The sequence below is a fragment of the Mycolicibacterium tusciae genome (genome assembly GCF_002086795.1).
Lineage (GTDB): Bacteria > Actinomycetota > Actinomycetes > Mycobacteriales > Mycobacteriaceae > Mycobacterium > Mycobacterium tusciae.
The window spans coordinates 206288-223414 of sequence record NZ_MVIM01000004.1; the positions used below are offsets into that span (position 1 = coordinate 206288).

At 66.9% G+C, this 17127-nt stretch carries 10 protein-coding genes and 1 pseudogene; 8 read left to right on the forward strand and 3 right to left on the reverse strand.

The window, feature by feature from the left end; translation table 11 throughout:
- Positions 1–23: 23 nt before the first annotated feature.
- Positions 24–4325 (forward strand): non-ribosomal peptide synthetase, encoded by a 4302-nt coding sequence (locus BST47_RS09545; RefSeq protein ID WP_083125524.1) that lies wholly within the window; start codon positions 24–26, stop codon positions 4323–4325.
- Positions 4322–5656 (forward strand): NADPH-dependent L-lysine N(6)-monooxygenase MbtG, encoded by a 1335-nt coding sequence (gene mbtG / locus BST47_RS09550; protein ID WP_083125289.1) that lies wholly within the window; start codon positions 4322–4324, stop codon positions 5654–5656. Before BST47_RS09545 ends, mbtG begins: the two co-directional genes overlap by 4 nt.
- On the opposite strand, the gene BST47_RS09555 is transcribed toward mbtG, so the two are convergent.
- Positions 5653–7401 (reverse strand): ABC transporter ATP-binding protein, encoded by a 1749-nt coding sequence (locus tag BST47_RS09555; RefSeq protein ID WP_083125290.1) that lies wholly within the window; start codon positions 7399–7401, stop codon positions 5653–5655. The genes mbtG and BST47_RS09555 overlap by 4 nt on opposite strands.
- Positions 7398–9998 (reverse strand): ABC transporter ATP-binding protein/permease, encoded by a 2601-nt coding sequence (locus tag BST47_RS09560; RefSeq protein WP_083125291.1) that lies wholly within the window; start codon positions 9996–9998, stop codon positions 7398–7400. Before BST47_RS09560 ends, BST47_RS09555 begins: the two co-directional genes overlap by 4 nt.
- Positions 9999–10182: 184 nt before the next feature.
- On the opposite strand from BST47_RS09560, the gene BST47_RS09565 reads away from it, so the two are divergent.
- Both BST47_RS09565 and BST47_RS09570 read left to right on the forward strand, forming a co-directional pair.
- On the forward strand, positions 10183–10851 hold the full coding sequence (locus BST47_RS09565; protein ID WP_083125292.1) for a DUF998 domain-containing protein: 669 nt from the start codon (positions 10183–10185) through the stop codon (positions 10849–10851).
- A pseudogene (locus BST47_RS09570) lies at positions 10851–11418 on the forward strand (response regulator transcription factor). Before BST47_RS09565 ends, BST47_RS09570 begins: the two are co-directional and overlap by 1 nt.
- Here the strand turns inward: BST47_RS09570 and BST47_RS09575 are convergent.
- Positions 11415–11735: a type II toxin-antitoxin system VapB family antitoxin gene (locus BST47_RS09575; RefSeq protein WP_083125293.1), complete on the reverse strand. Its 321-nt coding sequence runs from the start codon at positions 11733–11735 to the stop codon at positions 11415–11417. The pseudogene BST47_RS09570 and the gene BST47_RS09575 sit on opposite strands and share 4 nt — an antisense overlap.
- 157 nt (positions 11736–11892) lie before the next feature.
- Between BST47_RS09575 and hrcA the strand changes: the two genes are divergently transcribed.
- From hrcA to BST47_RS09595, 4 genes are all read left to right on the forward strand, one after another.
- The gene (gene hrcA, locus BST47_RS09580) at positions 11893–12924 is read left to right on the forward strand and encodes a heat-inducible transcriptional repressor HrcA (protein WP_083125294.1); all 1032 of its coding nucleotides are present in this window, start codon (positions 11893–11895) and stop codon (positions 12922–12924) included.
- A gap of 51 nt (positions 12925–12975) precedes the next feature.
- Positions 12976–14118 (forward strand): molecular chaperone DnaJ, encoded by a 1143-nt coding sequence (gene dnaJ, locus BST47_RS09585; RefSeq protein ID WP_083125295.1) that lies wholly within the window; start codon positions 12976–12978, stop codon positions 14116–14118.
- Positions 14119–14124: 6 nt separating this feature from the next.
- Positions 14125–14868, forward strand: coding sequence for a 16S rRNA (uracil(1498)-N(3))-methyltransferase (locus BST47_RS09590; RefSeq protein ID WP_083125296.1), 744 nt, complete (start codon positions 14125–14127; stop codon positions 14866–14868).
- Between the two features lie 105 nt (positions 14869–14973).
- On the forward strand, positions 14974–17115 hold the full coding sequence (locus BST47_RS09595) for a PhoH family protein (protein WP_083125297.1): 2142 nt from the start codon (positions 14974–14976) through the stop codon (positions 17113–17115).
- The last annotated feature ends 12 nt before the right edge of the window (positions 17116–17127 follow it).

Sequence of the window (17127 nt, forward strand, 5' to 3'; positions counted from 1 at the left end):
CCAAGGTGGCCGTCGAAGATGTGATGGCGCTCAGCCCGCTGCAGCAGGGGCTGTTCTCGCTGGCCCAACTGAGCAACGGTGAAGGCGGCGACGACCCCTACGTGATCGCGATGTCCGCCGACATCTTCGGCGCATTGGATCCGGAGTTGTTGCGCACCTGCGCCGCGCACCTGCTGGCGCGGCACCCCAACCTGCGCGCCAGCTTCTTTCGCAGTGACCTGAGCCGCCCCGTCCAGGTGGTCCCCACCCGGGTCGACCTGCCGTGGCGCACGATCACCGCGACCGCCGACGAGGTCGACGCGCTGGACTTCGACGAACGACTTCGCCCGTTCGACCTCGAGCGCGGGCCCGCGATCCGCTTCGTGCTCATCGAGGTGCCCGAATCGCACTGGCGTCTCGTGGTGGTCGCGCACCACATCATCATCGACGGCTGGTCGCTGCCGCTGTTCGTCGGTGAGCTGATCGGCATGTACCGCGCAGGCGGGGACGCCGGTGTCCTGCCACCGCCGCCGCGGCCGTACCGCGACTACATCGGCTGGCTCGCAGCGCGAGACCAGGACGCCAGCCGCACTCTGTGGCGCGAACACCTCGCCGGTATGGATGGTCCGACGCTGCTGTCGCCGACCCTTTCCGCGGTCGAGCCCGAAGGCGGGTCGCCCCGTCGCACCGAGCTGAAGCTTGACACCGGCACCACCGCCGCGCTGGCTGAGGCGGCACGTTCGCGCGGGGTCACCGTGAACACCCTGGTGCAAATGGCCTGGGCGACTTTGTTGTCCGCGTTCACGGATCGCAGTGATGTGGTGTTCGGCGTGACGGTGTCGGGTCGCCCCAGCGAGCTGACCGGGGTCGAGACCATGGTCGGACTGTTCATCAACACCGTGCCGCTGCGGGTGCGGCTTGATCCCGCGGCCGGCGCGGGCGCGCAATGTGTTGCACTGCAACGCGAGGCGGCGAAGCTTCGTGACCACAGTTACCTGCCGCATGCCGAACTGCGATCGCTCGGCGGGATCGGCGAGATGTTCGACACCCTGCTGGTGTACGAGAACTTCCCGCCCGGTGGACTGGTCGGAGGAGGGGAGTTCACGGCCAACGGCGCGACGTTCCGCCCGGCGGCGCTCGAGAGCCTGTCGCACTTTCCCGTCACCCTCGCCGCCCACATGGTCGACGACCAGCTGACGGTGCTCGTCGAGGTGGTCGACGGGGCACTCGGGTCGATGACGCCCGAAAGCCTGGGTCGACGATTGCTCGACACCGTCGCGCTGTTGATCGCCAAGTGGGACAGTCCGCTTCGCGATATCAGCGTCCTGCTCGACGGGGAGCAGCCGCGAACCGAGATCGATGGGGCACCCGAACACACCGGGGTGCACACCAGGTTCACCGACGTCGCCTACACCCGGTTGGCATCGCGGGCACTGAGCTGGTCCGGCGGCGAGCTGACCTACCGCGAACTCGACGAGGCCGCCGACCAGGTGGCCGCCCTGCTGGTGGGTAGCGGGGTCGGCGTCGAAGACCCGGTGGCGATCAAGCTTTCGCGCGGCCCGCAATACGTGATAGCCATGCTGGGGGTGCTGAAGTCCGGCGCCGTCATCGTCCCGCTCGACCCCGCCATGCCTGCCGACCGGATCGCCGACATCCTCGCCCAGTGCGGTGCGGCGGTGATCGTCGACGACGTGTTGATGTCGGCCGCCGCCGCCGGGCAATCCGACGGATTCCAGCCCGTCGCAGCACATCCCGGCCAGGCTGCCTATGTCGTCTTCACCTCGGGCACCACGGGACGACCGAAGGGCGTCATCGGCACCCATCAGGCGCTGCTCGCGTACGCCGAGGATCACGCCCGGCACATTCTGCGGCCCGCAGCGGCCCGGTTGAGCCATCCGCTGCGCGTCGCGCATGCCTGGTCGTTCACCTTCGACGCGGCCTGGCAGCCGCTGGCGGCACTGCTCGACGGGCACTCGGTGCACATCGTCGACGACGACGTCCAACGGGATGCCGAATCATTGGTCGAGCTCATCGCGCGGTACGGAATCGACCTGATCGACACGACCCCGTCGATGTTCGCCCAGCTGCACGCGGTCGGACTGCTCGCCACGGTGCCCCTCGGCGTGCTCGCACTGGGGGGTGAGGCGATCGGCATTCCGGCGTGGAACCTGATCCGCGACGAATGCTCTCGCACGGGCATGACGGCCTACAACTGTTACGGACCAACAGAATCCACGGTCGAAGCCGTCGTCGCGCCCATCGCCGATCATCCCGAGCCGACGATCGGTGTGCCCACGTCGGCGACCCGCGCCTACGTACTGGATTCGTGGCTGCGGCCCGCGCCCGACGGCGTGCCCGGCGAGCTCTACCTGTCCGGTCGCCAACTGACCCGCGGCTATCTCGGCAGGCCTGGCGAGACCGCGGGCCGATTCGTGGCCGACCCGTTCGTTCCCGGCGAGCGGATGTACCGGACCGGTGACGTGGTGCGACGCCGGCCCGACGGGGCGCTACAGTTCCTCGGCCGTTCCGACGCGCAGGTGAAGATCCGTGGGTTCCGTGTCGAGCCCGCCGAGATCTCGGCCGTGCTGCACACGCATCCCGCGGTGCGTCACGCACATGTCGCGGTACGGGAGCGGGTTCGCGGCGGGCCGCGATTGATCGCCTATGCGGCCGCTGAACCAGCGCCTGACCTCGCCGAGTTGCGAGACCTGCTGTCAAAGCGGTTGCCGCGCTATATGATTCCGCAGAGCATCGTCATCGTCGACCAAATGCCGCTGACGTCGCACGGCAAGATCGATGAGGCCGCGCTGGCCGCGCTTACGGTAGACGACGGTCCGTCGGCGGCGCCGGAAACCGAAACCGAGGCCGCGCTCGTCGCTGTGTTGAGCGAGCTACTCGACGGCGTCGAGATCGATGTCACCGCGGAGTTTCTTCAGCTCGGCCTCGACAGCATCGTCGCGCTTTCGGTGGTGCAGGGAGCGCGTAGGCGCGGCATTCCCCTGCGGGCACGGCTGATGCTGGAATGTGCGACCATCCGCGAGCTGGCCGCGGCGATCGACAACGAGTCCGTCACCGTCGTCAGTCGGGGTGACGAGGGAACCGGGCCGATACCGGTGCCGCCCAACGTGCATTGGCTCTACGAGCACGGCCAACCGCGGCGGCTGGCGCAGACCGAGACGGTCCGGCTGCCGGCGGGGATCACCCGCGCGGACCTGGACCGCATGCTCAAAGCCGTCGTCAACGGGCACGAGGTCCTGCGCAGCCGCCTGGACATCGAAACGATGACGCTTGTCGAACACGAGCCCGCAGGGTTTCTCACCGAGGTGTGGGTCGAGGGCGACATGGTCGACGCGGTCGCCGAGCATTCCGCACATGCGGTGGAACGGCTTGACCCGCAACGGGGATCGATGATGTCCGCGGTGTGGCTGCGAGAGCCCGGTGGCCCGGGCGTGCTCATGCTGGTCGCACATGTGCTTGCGCTGGACCCCGCATCGTGGCGGATCGTGCTGGGTGAGCTCGACGCGTCGTGGCACACCATCAAATCGGGTCTGGATCCGTTGCCCACGACGGAGCACACCAGCTATCGGCGGTGGTCCCGGTTGCTCGCCGAGCGCGCCGCCCAACTGGACACATGCGACTTCTGGGCGGCCCAACTCGAGGGTGCCGATCCGGTGCTGGGCACGCGACGCCTCCGGCCGGAGACCGACCGGATCGCCGACGTCGTCGTCACCATGTCGCTCACCGATCCCGAGGTGTCGGCGCGTGTTCTCAGTGGTGCCGTGCCCGCGCAGAAGATCCTTGCGGCCGCGGCCGCCCGGACCATCGATCGGTGGCGTGCGCATCGGGGTCAGGACCAGCCACCGCCCCTGCTCGCACTGGAGACGCACGGCCGCGCGGACGGAATCATGAGCGACACCGACACCTCCGACACGGTCGGTCTGCTCACCGCCATCTATCCGCTGCGGATGAATGCGCCAGGTGCGATCGACGCGATGCCTGGCGACGGTATCGACTTCGGGCTGCTGCGCTACCTGCGTCCGGATACCGCGCAGCGGCTGCGGGGGTACGCCGACCCGCAGGTGCTGCTGAACTTTCTCGGCAGAGTGCACGTCGGCACCGGCGGCGAGCTGATCCCCGATCGCTCACTGTTGGCGCGCGTTTCGCCGCGGCCGGAACCGGAACTCGCTGTACGACATGAGTTGACCATCCTGGCCGCGGTGATCGGCGATGCGGACCGGCCGGTGCTGGGCACTCAGTGGCGCGCGCTGCCGGAGATCCTGTCCGCCGACGACGTCGCCACCCTGCAGTCGATGTGGCAGGACTCGCTACGAGAGGTTGCACCATGAGGCCCACCCTCGCCGTCGTCGGCGCAGGAGCCAAGGCCATTGCCGTCGCCGCCAAAGCGGCCGAGCTGAACGACATGGGCGTCGACGTGCCCAGAGTCGTTGCGGTGGAACGCACCGGCGTCGCCGCCAACTGGCAGGCCGAGGGCGGCTGGACCGACGGTCAGCACCGCCTGGGCACCAGCCCCGAGAAGGATGTCGGCTTTCCGTACCGCTCGTCTTTGGTGCCCCGCCGGAACGCCGAACTCGACGAGCGCATGACGCGGCACAGCTGGCAGGCATACCTGATCTCGACCGGCCAGTTCGCCGAATGGGTAGACCGCGGCAGGCCCGCTCCCACCCATCGCAAGTGGAGTCAGTACCTGCGCTGGGTCGCGGCCAACTGTCAGATGAACATCGTCTCCGGTGAGGTCACCGGGATCTCCGTCGACAGCACCGCCGCCACACCCCGCTGGGCGCTGCACACGTCGGATGACGCGGTGCTCGCGGACGGTGTGATGATCACCGGCCCGGGTCAGCCCGAGCGGTCGATCCTGCCGGGCAACCCGCGGGTGCTCTCGATCGCGCAGTTCTGGCACCGGGCCGCGGGCAACGAGCTGATCTCCGCGGAGCGGGTCGCGGTGATCGGGGGAGGTGAGACCGCAGCATCGATACTCAATGAGCTTTTCCGGCACAGGGTTTCGACGATCACCGTCATCTCGCCCGGAGTCACGCTGTTCACCCGCGGTGAGGGATTCTTCGAGAACAAACTGTTCTCCGACCCCGCCGGCTGGACCAGCCTCACGCTGAACGAGCGCCGTGACGCGCTGGCACGTACCGACCGCGGCGTGTTCTCGGCGCGGGTGCAGGATGCGCTGCTGTCCGACGACCGGATTCGCCATCTTCGCGGCCGCGTAGCGCATGCGGTGGCACGCGACAGCCGAATCCGCCTGACGCTCAGCACGAATCAGGGAAGTGAGAATTTCGAGACCGTGCACGGATTCGATCTCGTGATCGACGGGTCGGGCGCCGACGCGCTGTGGTTCCTGCCGCTGCTGGGCCAGGATGTGCTGGATCTGCTCGAACTGAGCCTCGGCGGCCCGCTGACCGGCGACGCGCTGCAGGAGTTCATCGGGGACGACCTGGCCATCACCGGCGTCACGCCGAAGCTGTTCCTGCCCGGGCTGTCCGGGCTCACCCAGGGGCCGGGCTTTCCCAACCTGTCCTGCCTTGGAATGCTCTCGGACCGGATACTCGGTGCCGACTACGCCACGGAGCGAGGCCCGTCCGAGCGACCATCAAGCGCCGTGACAGACAACGGACTGGAGCCTGCGCGAGTACGCGGGGTGAGCTAGGCGTCGGCCGCGATGCGCCAGCCGGCGCTCTGCTGTTGCCGGCGCCAGAACTCGGCGAATCGTCCGCCGCGTCGGGTCAGCTCATCGATGGCGCCCTGTTCCACGATGCGCCCGGAGTCGACGAACAGCACATTGTCGGCGTTGCGGATCGCTCCCGGCCGGTGCGCGACGATGACGCGAGTGCGGCCACGTGGATCGTCTCTGATCGCGTCGGTGATGGCCGTTTCGTTCTCGGTGTCCAGCGCGCTGGTCGCTTCGTCGATCAGCAGAATTCCAGCCGGTTTCACGAGGGCTCGCGCAATGCTGACCCGCTGACGTTCACCTCCGGACAGCGCCGCGCCCGCCTCACCCACCCGGCTGGACTCGCCGTCAGGTAGGCGCGAGACGATTTCGTCGACGCGGGCCAGCGCCATGGCGTTTCGGAGGTCGTCGTCGCGGGCGTCGGGGTGTCCGGCGCGGACGTTGTCCATGATCGGGCCGTCGAACAGATACGGATGCTGGAACACCATGCTCACCAGCGCCCGCCGCGTGGCCGCATCGAGTTCGTCGATATCGGTGCCATCGACGAGGATCTGACCGCGGGTCGGAGCATGCAATCCCGCGATGAGCGAGAGGATCGTGCTCTTACCCGAACCCGATGGGCCCACGATCGCAGTCGTCGTTGCGGGTTCGAGCACGAAGTCGAGCCCGGTGAGCACGTCACCGGCGTCTGCGGCACCGTCGTAGCGGAAAGCCACATCGCGGAACTCGATTCGCGGCGCGCGGTTTCCGGTGGCGGCAACGCCGCCGTCGACCGCCGCGCGGGGGGCGTCGATGATGCTGCGCAGCCGGTTGAGCACGCCACGTGAGTTCTCGACGGCTCCGGCCAGGTCGGCGAGCACGTTGAAAGGTTCAAGGAACCGCACGGTGACGATCAGCAGCGCGACGGCCTCCGGGGCGCCGATCTGACCTCGCACCGCCAGGGTCGTGATCGTGCCCGCCAGCACGATCAGCGCGAGTTGGCTTGCCACGCTGAACATCAGCTGCCCGGGAATCTGGAACAGCAGCAGCCTCATCGTGGCACCTTGTGCGGTGGCCACCGCCTCGCCGGTCTGGCTGCGCGCTGCCGTCGCCCGCCGACTGGCGCGCAGCGCCTGCTGCGTCCTGGCGAATTCCAGGATGCGTTCGGTGAGCGCGCTGTGCGCGCGACCGTCGGCGGCGTCAGCCGCCCGCACGATCCGCTGGCTGGCCACCAGCGCGCCCAGCATCAGGGGCAGCGCGATGGCCGCCGCCACGCCCAACTGCCATGAGACGAAGAACAACCCGAGCGCGATCGCCGCGGGCAGCAGTATCGCGCCGAGAAACGGTGTCAGCAGGTTCGCGACGAATGACACCAGATCCGGTGCGCTGGCGGCGATCGCCTGACGCGCCATCCCTGTGTTGTCGGTGGTGAACCATCCGAGCGGGACGTCGGTGAGCCGGTCGGCCATCCGGTGCTGAGTGTCGTTCGCCAACGCGAAACCGATGCGATAGCCGATACGCGCCTGGATCATGTCGACGATCCAGCCGCCGACGGTGGCCCCGGTGAGCGCGCCCAGCCACGGCAGGGCATCGGCGGGTGTCGAGCTGAACAGCGCGGCCAGCAGCGGTACCAGCAGCAGCGCGCTGGTGGCGCGCAGGATCACCGAAACAAGGGTCAACACTGCGTAACCCGTGAGTGCGCCGCGGTACCCGGGCGGGACTAGCCGGATCAAATTGACGATCATCGGGCGGCCTCTCCGGTGAGTGCTTCCGCGTGTGTTCCGGTCTCGCCTCGGCTCTCCCACAGGTGCCGGTAACGGCCGTCGGCGGCGAGCAGTTCGGTGTGAGAGCCGATCTCGGCGATACGCCCGCCGTCGAGGACGACGATCTGGTCGGCTTCGGTGATGGTGTGCAGCCGATGGGCGATCACCAGCACCGTGCGGTTGTGGATGAGGCGGCTCAATGCCTGTTGCACCAGGTATTCCGATTCGGGATCGGCGAACGCGGTCGCCTCGTCCAGGATCAGGATCGGGGTGTCGGCGAGCAACGCCCTGGCGATGGTGAGCCGTTGACGCTCGCCTCCCGACAGCTGGCTGCTCGCACCGAGCTCCGTCTGGTATCCGTTGGGCAGCCGCATGATCCGGTCGTGGATCTGTGCGTCCGTCGCCGCCGCCTCGACGTCAGCGTCGCTCGCATCGGGTCGGGCCAACGCGATGTTGTCTCGGACCGTGCCCCGGATGAGCTGGACATCTTGGAACACGAAACCGACCTGCGTGTACAACTCGTCGGGCTCCAACGTGCGCACATCGCGCCCGTCGATGCTGATCGAGCCGGAGTCGACGTCGTGGAATCGCGCGAGAAGTGATGCCAGCGTGGACTTTCCGGAGCCGGAAGGGCCCACCAGCGCGGTGACGGTCCCCGGCCGCAGTGCCAGCGTGACGCCGTGGATGACGAAGACTCCGGGGCGGTAGCCGAAGCCCACGTTGTCGAAGGTGACGGTTCCCGGTTCGGCGGCAGGCGCCGTCGCCGCGGCGTCGTCTGCGTTCATGGTGGCCAGTTCGTCCTCGTCGAGGGTCACGGCGATGCGACGGGCGGCCTGCATCCCCTCGCGCAGACCGGCGAATCCGAAGGCGATGCCGAGCAGGCGGGTACCGAACGTCGTTCCGAGGATCAGGAACGGCAGCAGGGTCAACGGTTCCATCACGCCGGAGACGACGAACAGGGTTCCCGCGGAAGCGATGAGCCACAGGAACGTTGACGGCCGAGTGGCCAGGTCCATGAACGTCTTCTTGCCGACGAACGGCCGCTGCCAGACGTTGATGAAGTCGATGTACTCGTCGAGGCGACGACGGAATGACGACGCCGCCGCGCCGCCGAACACCCGGATCACCGGCTGACCCTCGAGGTAGGCCGCAGCCTCGCCGTTCATCCGCTCGGCCCACCGCGACGCCTCGGTGATCTTCGGACCGCTCTGGTACACCATCGTCCACGTGGTGACGAGGTACACCAGGATCGGCAGCAGCAGCACCAATGCCAATCGCCAGTCGACGGCGAACAGGTAGACCAGCACCGCGATCGGCGCGACGACGGCGGCGACGGCATCGGACACCGCATGGGTGACGAGGTAGTGCAACGAAAGGGTGTCGTCCTGGATCAATTTCTTGACCGCGCCCGATCCGCGTCGGATGAACCATCCCAGCGGTACCCGCGCGAGTTTGTCGATCAGTCGTCGACGAACAGCGGCGTTGAAACGCATGTCAACGACATGCAGCCACAACAACAGTGCGGCGCTGAGCGCGGCGCCCGTTCCGAGCAGCACCACGAAGACGATCAGGGTGCTGCGCAGCGCGGAGTCACCGGCGTCCGCCAGCAGCTGCCTGGCCAGCTCGACCAGAACGATGAAGGGAGCCAACTGGATCAGCGTGATCAGCGTTTCGAGAATGCCGGTCGCGATCAGCTGCGGCTTCACCGGAGCCAATAGATCCTTGGCGGCCTGCGAACGCCACCGTCCCCTGGGTGCCTCCGCGAAGACGGGTGCCGCCTTGTTCTCCTCGACGGCACCGTGTTGGGACTCTTCGGCCGCGGGCTTGTCCTCGTTGTCGCGGCGGCTGCCCATCTCGCGGCCCTGCGTCCAGTACGCCTGTGCCTGCAGGTCGGACTTCGGGAATCCGAACACGTCGCGCATGCGCTTACGCAGGTGCTTGAGCGAGCCTGCCTCCGGTCCCGCCCATGCCGCCCAGTTCGACCAGTCGCGGTCCTCGATGGCCGCGGCGAGGGCGAGGTCGTCGGTCCTGTCCACCCAGTGCAGTGCCCGACGTGGATGGTCGTTGATCGGGATGAGTTCGTCGTCGGGGGAGTGCCGTTCGAGGTACACCTCAACGTCCACCTCGTCCGGTAGCGCCGCGAGGATCGAGTTGATCGCGGGTATCGACGCCGAGTCGCCGATGAGCAGATAGCCGGCGGGCAGTTCTTCGGGAACCGCGAATCCTTTGGACCCCAGCGCGACGACGGGAAGGGTCATCCCCGGCTCGGCTCTGGCCGCCCAGTGGCTGGCCGGACCGGACGGCTCGTGAAGGACCATGTCCACCGCGAATCTGCCTGACTCCGGCTCGGTCCAGACGAGCGTGTAGATGCGCTGGAACTCGCTGTCGCTGCCCTCGGGGTCGGGAAACCAGAAACGCAGAAACGCCGTCGGCTCGACAACGACGTCCTGGAAGATCGTCGGTGAGGACATGGTGATCCGGACGAAGTGCGGCGCCACCCGCACGACTTCGGTGACCGTGGCCTGGTGGTCACGTCCCCCAAAGCTCCGCAGCAGGGCTCCCTGCAGGCCTCTTCCCATGTCCAAAGTCCTCTGCTCGGCGAGTGTCCGATCACGACAGGCCCCCGCCGTGCCCGACCTCCGTAGAGGTGGCGAGAAACCCGCAATTAGTTAGCCTAGCCTAACCTGCATGCGGCCGGGGCATCCCGCCCGGCGGGTGCATTCCGCCCCGCTGACATGCCCCAGCTGATCTACCGTTAGGGCGGTGACCACCCGGCGCGCGCTGAGCGTTGTCGCCGCGCTGTGGATATCGGCGGCCGTCATCTTCATCGGTTTCGAGGCCATCGCGGCGGCCGCGATCCCGTCCTACAGCTACACCGCGAAGTACATCAGCGTGTTGGGCGTTCCCGAATGGTCACCCCGCGCGACGCTGATGAACTGGGGTTTCTATCTTCAGGGCGCACTGTTTCTCGCCGGTGCTGTGGTCGCGGTGCGCGCCGTTCATCGACGACGGACCGGCGTGGCGTTTCTGTTGCTGACGGCCACGAACGCCGTCGGCAATTTCCTCGTCGGATTCGTGCACGGCTTCTCGCCGTTGTGGAACGACGGTCACGAATGGCTGCACGGGTTTGGCGCATTTCTCGCGATAGGCGGTGGAAACGCGGCGATCGTGGTGGGTTCGGTGGTGGTTGGCCGTGCTGTGTCGGCTCGCTGGTATCTGCCCATCGGAGTGATGATTGGAGTGGCGGGCCTGGTGCTCGCCGCGATGCTGCACACGTACGCCAGGTGGGCGGCCGACTTTTCGCACATCGGCCTCGTCGAACGGGCCTGTGTGTACACGATCATCGGCTGGCAGGTTTTCACCGGCATCGTCCTACTGGCCCGACCCCGCAAAGACGTTGCGGCGCCACGCGTGGAGGAAGGAGTGGGTTGATGGCCGAGCCGACGCGAGTGGTGCTGGCCGACGACGACGTCCTGCTGCGGGCCGGTTTGGCCAGCCTGCTCGAGGGCGCCGGATTCGAGGTCGTGGGCCAGACCGACGACGGCGGACAGTTGCTCAACCTGGTCCGCGCGATGACGCCCGACCTCGTGGTGACCGATATCCGGATGCCGCCCACCAACACCAGCGAGGGCCTGGACGCCGCCCGACAGATCCGGGAAGAACTGCCGGGCACCGCGATCATGGTGCTGTCCGCACACATCGCTGTCGACGATGCGATGGATCTGCTGGCCGCGGGGGACCGCATCGGTTATCTGCGCGAACTCGTCTCGGCGCGCAAGCGGGACGACCCGCTGAGCGTGCTGAGCGAGCGCGAGAGTGAGGTCCTTGCGTTGATGGCCGAGGGCCGGTCCAATGCCGGTATCGCGCACCGTATTTGGGTGACCGAGGGCACGGTGGAAAAGCACATCCGCAGCATCATGAACAAGCTGAGCTTGCCCGAGACGGGTGAGGATCACCGCCGCGTACTCGGCGGTGCTCGCCTTCCTCGACGCCCGCTAGATCGATACCTGTTCGGACATGGGCACATCCATGTCGAATACGCGCGCATGCAGCACGATCCGGTTGCGCAGCGCCGAACGCACGGCGCGGTGCAGCCCGTCCTCCAGATAGACGTCGCCGTTCCACTTCACCGCGTGCGGGAACAGGTCGCCGTAGAACGTCGAGTCCTCCGAGAGCAACCGATCGAGCGCCAGCACGGTCGTCGTCATCACCAGTTCGTCGAGCCGGATCTGTCGGGGCGGGATCTGCGCCCACTGTCGATGCGACAGCCCGTGATCGGGGTAGGGCCTTCCGTCGAGAACGCCTTTGAAGATCACCGCGCAACCAACCCCCGCGTCGTCCCCCGAGGCAAACGCATCACTCGCCGAGGCTATCGCAAACGGCTGGTTCGCAACGCAATCATCCGCCGTGCGGTATCGCCGCTGATGATGCCCGTAAAATGAATCAAACGGTACGAGAAAGGTAGGTGAACGCATGGGTAGCGCCGAAGATCGACGATTCGAGGTGCTGCGTGCGATCGTCGCCGACTTCGTAGCCACCAAGGAGCCGATCGGCTCGAAGTCACTCGTCGAGCGCCACAATCTCGGCGTCTCCAGCGCGACCGTTCGCAACGATATGGCGGTACTGGAGGCCGAGGGTTACATCGCCCAGCCGCACACAAGCTCGGGCCGGGTGCCGACTGAAAAGGGCTACCGCGAGTTCGTCGACCGACTCGAAGACGTCAAGCCGCTGTCGTCGGCCGAACGCAGCGCGATCCTGGGGTTCCTGGAATCCGGCGTCGACCTGGACGACGTGCTGCGCCGCGCGGTGCGGCTGCTCGCTCAGCTGACCCGCCAGGTCGCGATCGTGCAGTACCCGACGCTGTCGACGTCGTCGGTGCGCCACCTCGAGGTGGTCGCGCTGACACCGGCTCGGCTGCTGCTTGTCGTCATCACCGACACAGGTCGCGTCGACCAGCGCATCGTCGAACTGGGCGATCCCCTCGACGAGCATGACGTCGCCAAGCTGCGCGATCTGCTGGGCCAGGCGCTGGAAGGCAAGCCGCTGGCCGCCGCGTCGATCGCGGTCGCCGATCTGGCGTCGCAGCTCAACGGCAACGGCGGGCTGGCCGACGCCGTCGGGCGGTCGGCCACGATGCTGGTGGAGACGCTCGTCGAGCACAGCGAGGAGCGGCTGGTGCTGGGCGGGACGGCCAACCTGACCCGCAACACCGCTGACTTCGGCGGGTCGCTGCGGTCAGTCCTCGAAGCGCTCGAGGAGCAGGTTGTGGTGCTGCGACTGCTGGCGGCGCAACAGGAGGCCGGCAAGATCACCGTGCGGATCGGCCACGAGACCGAGGCCGAGGCGATGGCCGGAACTTCGGTGATTACCACCGCATACGGAAGTTCGGGCAAGGTGTACGGCGGCATGGGTGTGCTGGGCCCCACCAGAATGGACTATCCCGGAACTATCGCCAATGTCGCCGCGGTTGCTCTCTATATCGGGCAAGTGTTGGGTAGCCGGTAGTACCGGCGACGAATAGACACGAACCAGCAGGAAAGGTCAGGCAAGGTCAGCGTGGCACGCGATTATTACGGGATGCTCGGCGTGAGCCGAGATGCGAGTGACGCGGAGATCAAGCGCGCGTACCGAAAACTGGCCCGGGAACTGCATCCCGACGTCAACCCCGACGAGGAGGCGCAGGCGCGGTTCAAGGAGATCAGCGCCGCTTACGAGGTCCTCAGCGATCCCGAGAAGCGCCGCATCGTCGACCTCGGCGGCGATCCGCTGGAATCGGCGGCCTCCGCAGGCAACGGCTTCGGCGGCTTCGGGGGCCTCGGCGATGTGTTCGAGGCGTTCTTCGGCGGCGGCGGCACCTCCCGCGGGCCGATCGGCCGGGTTCGGCCGGGTTCGGACTCGCTGCTGCGGATGCGGCTGGACCTTTCCGAATGTGCGACGGGCGTGACCAAGCAGGTCACCGTCGACACCGCCGTCCTCTGCGACCTGTGCCAGGGCAAGGGCACCCACGGCAACTCCAAGCCCGTCACGTGCGACACCTGCCACGGAAGCGGTGAGGTGCAGACCGTGCAGCGCTCGCTGCTCGGCCAGGTGATGACGTCACGGCCCTGTCCGGTTTGCGGCGGGATCGGCGAGGTCATCCCGGACCCGTGTCATCGGTGCGGTGGCGACGGTCGCGTGCGGGCACGACGCGAGATCAGCGTCAAGATCCCCGCGGGCGTCGGTGACGGCATGCGCGTCCGGCTGGCTGCACAGGGCGAGGTCGGGCCCGGCGGCGGGCCGGCGGGCGACCTCTACGTCGAGGTGCACGAGAAGGCCCACGACGTGTTCGTGCGCGACAGCGACGATCTGCACTGCACCATCTCGGTGCCGATGGTCGACGCGGCGCTGGGCACCACCGTCACCGTCGACGCGATCCTCGACGGCCCGACCGAGATCACGATCGCGGCGGGCACCCAACCGGGGCAGGTCACGACGCTGCGCGGACATGGGATGCCGCACCTGCGCTCCGGGGTGCGCGGAGATTTGCACGCCCACATCGACGTCGTGGTGCCGTCGCGACTGGACCACGAGGACATCGAGCTGTTGCGCAAGCTGAAGGAGAAGCGCAGCCGCGACACCGCCGAAGTGCGGACCGCGCATGCGAATTCGTCCGGTGGCGGACTCTTCAGCCGTCTGCGCGAAACGTTCACCGGTCGCTGAGAGACCGTGACCGGGGCACTCTTCTACGTCGACGCGCTGCCCGCAGAAGGTGAGCTCGCCGTCGTCGACGGTGACGAGGGCTTCCATGCGGCGAACGTCCGGCGCATCCGGCCGGGCGAGAAACTCGACCTGAGTGACGGTGCCGGCGCGGTGGCCCGCTGCGTCATCGAAGATGTCGGCAAGGGCATGCTGACGGCCCGCGTGTGCGACCGCAGGACCGTTGCGGCACCCACTCCGAGCATCACCGTCGTGCAGGCGCTCCCGAAGTCGGACCGCTCCGAGCTGGCCGTCGAGCTGGCCACCGAGGCAGGTGCCGACTCGTTTGTCGCGTGGCAGTCGGCGCGCTGTGTGGCGCGCTGGGACGGACAGGCCCGCGTGGACAAGGGGCTGCGCCGCTGGCGGGCCGTCGCCACGTCGGCGGCACGGCAATCGCGGCGGCCGTACATCCCCGATGTCAGCGGCGTGGTATCGACGAAGGAGCTGGTGGAGCGGGTGCGCGACATGGCGACCACGCCGGTGCTCGTCCTACACGAATCCGCGACGCAGCCGATCACCGAGGTGCCCGTCGCCGATGCTGAGACGCTGCTTCTGCTCGTCGGCCCGGAAGGGGGCATCGACGACGAGGAGATCGCCGCGCTGTCGGGAGCGGGTGCCACGGTCGTGCGGCTCGGGCCAACGGTGTTGCGTACGTCGTCGGCGGCGGCGGTCGCGCTGGGGGCGCTCGGTGTGCTCACCCGGCGCTGGTCATGAGCCGGGCTGCGGCCTAACCATTGGGTTGCATCGGTACCCGGCGGTAAACTGGGTACTCCCAGGCAAACAAGCAGGCCAAACCAGAAAGCAGGCAGAAAACCGCACGTGACGCCCAGCGAAACGAACGCTGACTCCGACGCGACCGTTCGCAGCAGCATCGATGTTCCGCCCGACCTCGTCGTGGGCCTGCTTGGATCCGCCGACGAAAACCTGCGCGCACTCGAACGCATCCTCGCTGCCGACATCCATGTCCGCGGTAACGCGCTGACCCTGTCCGGTGAGCCCGCCGATGTGGCGCTGGCCGAGCGGGTGATTTCCGAGCTAATCGCGATCGTCGCCAGCGGACAGCGGCTCACCGCCGATGCCGTCAGGCACAGCGTCGCCATGCTCACTGGAACCGGCAATGAATCACCCGCGGAAGTACTGACCCTCGACATCCTGTCGCGGCGTGGCAAGACCATCCGCCCGAAGACGTTGAACCAGAAGCGTTATGTCGACGCCATCGACGCGCACACCATCGTCTTCGGCATCGGCCCTGCGGGTACCGGTAAGACGTATTTGGCAATGGCCAAGGCCGTCAACGCATTACAGTCCAAGCAGGTCAACAGGATCATCCTCACCCGGCCCGCGGTGGAGGCCGGTGAGCGCCTTGGGTTCCTGCCCGGCACGTTGAGCGAGAAGATCGACCCTTATCTGCGGCCGCTCTACGACGCGCTCTACGACATGATGGATCCCGAGTCGATCCCAAAGTTGATGAACGCCGGCATCATTGAGGTCGCCCCGCTGGCATATATGCGGGGCCGGGCGCAGCCAATATCCGCCGAGGTGCTGACGCCAGAGGGCTTCCAGGCCATCGGGGATCTCGAGGTCGGCGACTTCGTCATCGGATCTGACGGCCGAGCAACCGAAGTGCTTGGCGTTTACCCACAGGGTTTCAAAGAGATCTACCGAGTCCACACCCAAGACGGCGCATCGACGTTGGCCTCTGGCGACCACCTCTGGTCCGTGTACACGCGCGATGATCGCCGCCGGGGCAAGCCCGCACGGGTGGTGCAGACCAAAGAGATGATCGGCAATCTTCGCGCGGCCCACTACCATCGCTACGAACTTCCACTGTTAAGTGAACCGGTGGACTTCGAGCCGCAGCAGGTGCCGCTCGATCCTTACGCTCTCGGTTTACTGTTGGGTGACGGGTCGTTCTCGAGTAAGACGTCACCGTCATTTGCCACCACTGATCCAGAACTCGTCGACGAGCTGGTGCGTCTAATTCCTGGGATTGCGGTGAGGCGGAAGTCTGAGATTGACTACGTCCTCGTCCGAGAGGCAGGCAACTGCGGCGATACGACGATCAAGAATCCAATCACGCAGGCGATGCGCGATTTGGGTCTGGCAGGGGCCAGGTCAGACACAAAGTTCGTCCCGAGGAAGTACCTATTCAATACGGCTGAAACCCGATTGAGTGTCTTGCAGGGTCTTTTCGATTCTGACGGCGGCCCGGTCTGCCAACAGGGGCGGACATGTCGAATCCAGTTCACCACCGTGTCTGATCGTCTGCGTGACGACGTGATCTTCCTCGTCCGGTCGGTTGGCGGAGTCGTCTATACCCGCACTCGCAAAGCTGAGGGCCGGAAGCCAGGTTTGGCGCGTGGCCGCGAGGTCCATCATCGGCATGATGCACATATCCTCGATATCCGACTTCCTCAGGGTGTACAGCCATTTCGCCTCGGACGGAAAGCCGCGAAGTACGAGGAAGCAGGTGGCGGTCACCCCAAGCGCTACATCGATCGCATCGAATCGGCCGGGACTGAAGAGGCGGTCTGTATTCGAGTGGCGGCTGAGGACTCGCTATATGTCACAGAAGATTTCCTGCTGACGCACAACACGCTGTCAGACGCGTTCATCATTCTCGACGAGGCGCAGAACACCACCAGCGAGCAGATGAAGATGTTCCTGACTCGCCTCGGGTTCGGGTCGAAAATCGTTGTCACCGGGGATATCACGCAGGTGGACCTGCCCGGTGGCGCCTCGTCGGGACTGCGGACGGCGATGCGGATTCTCGACGGCGTCGACGACATCCATTTCGCCGAGCTCACCAGCGCCGATGTGGTGCGGCATCGGTTGGTGGCCGACATCGTCGACGCGTATGCGAAGTCCGAGGAGCCCGAGTTGATGAACAGGGCGCAGCGACGTGCTTCTGGAGCCGGAAGGCCGGCGACATCGAACACAGTCAGTCGGCCGCGGCGGTAACGGAACAAGCCC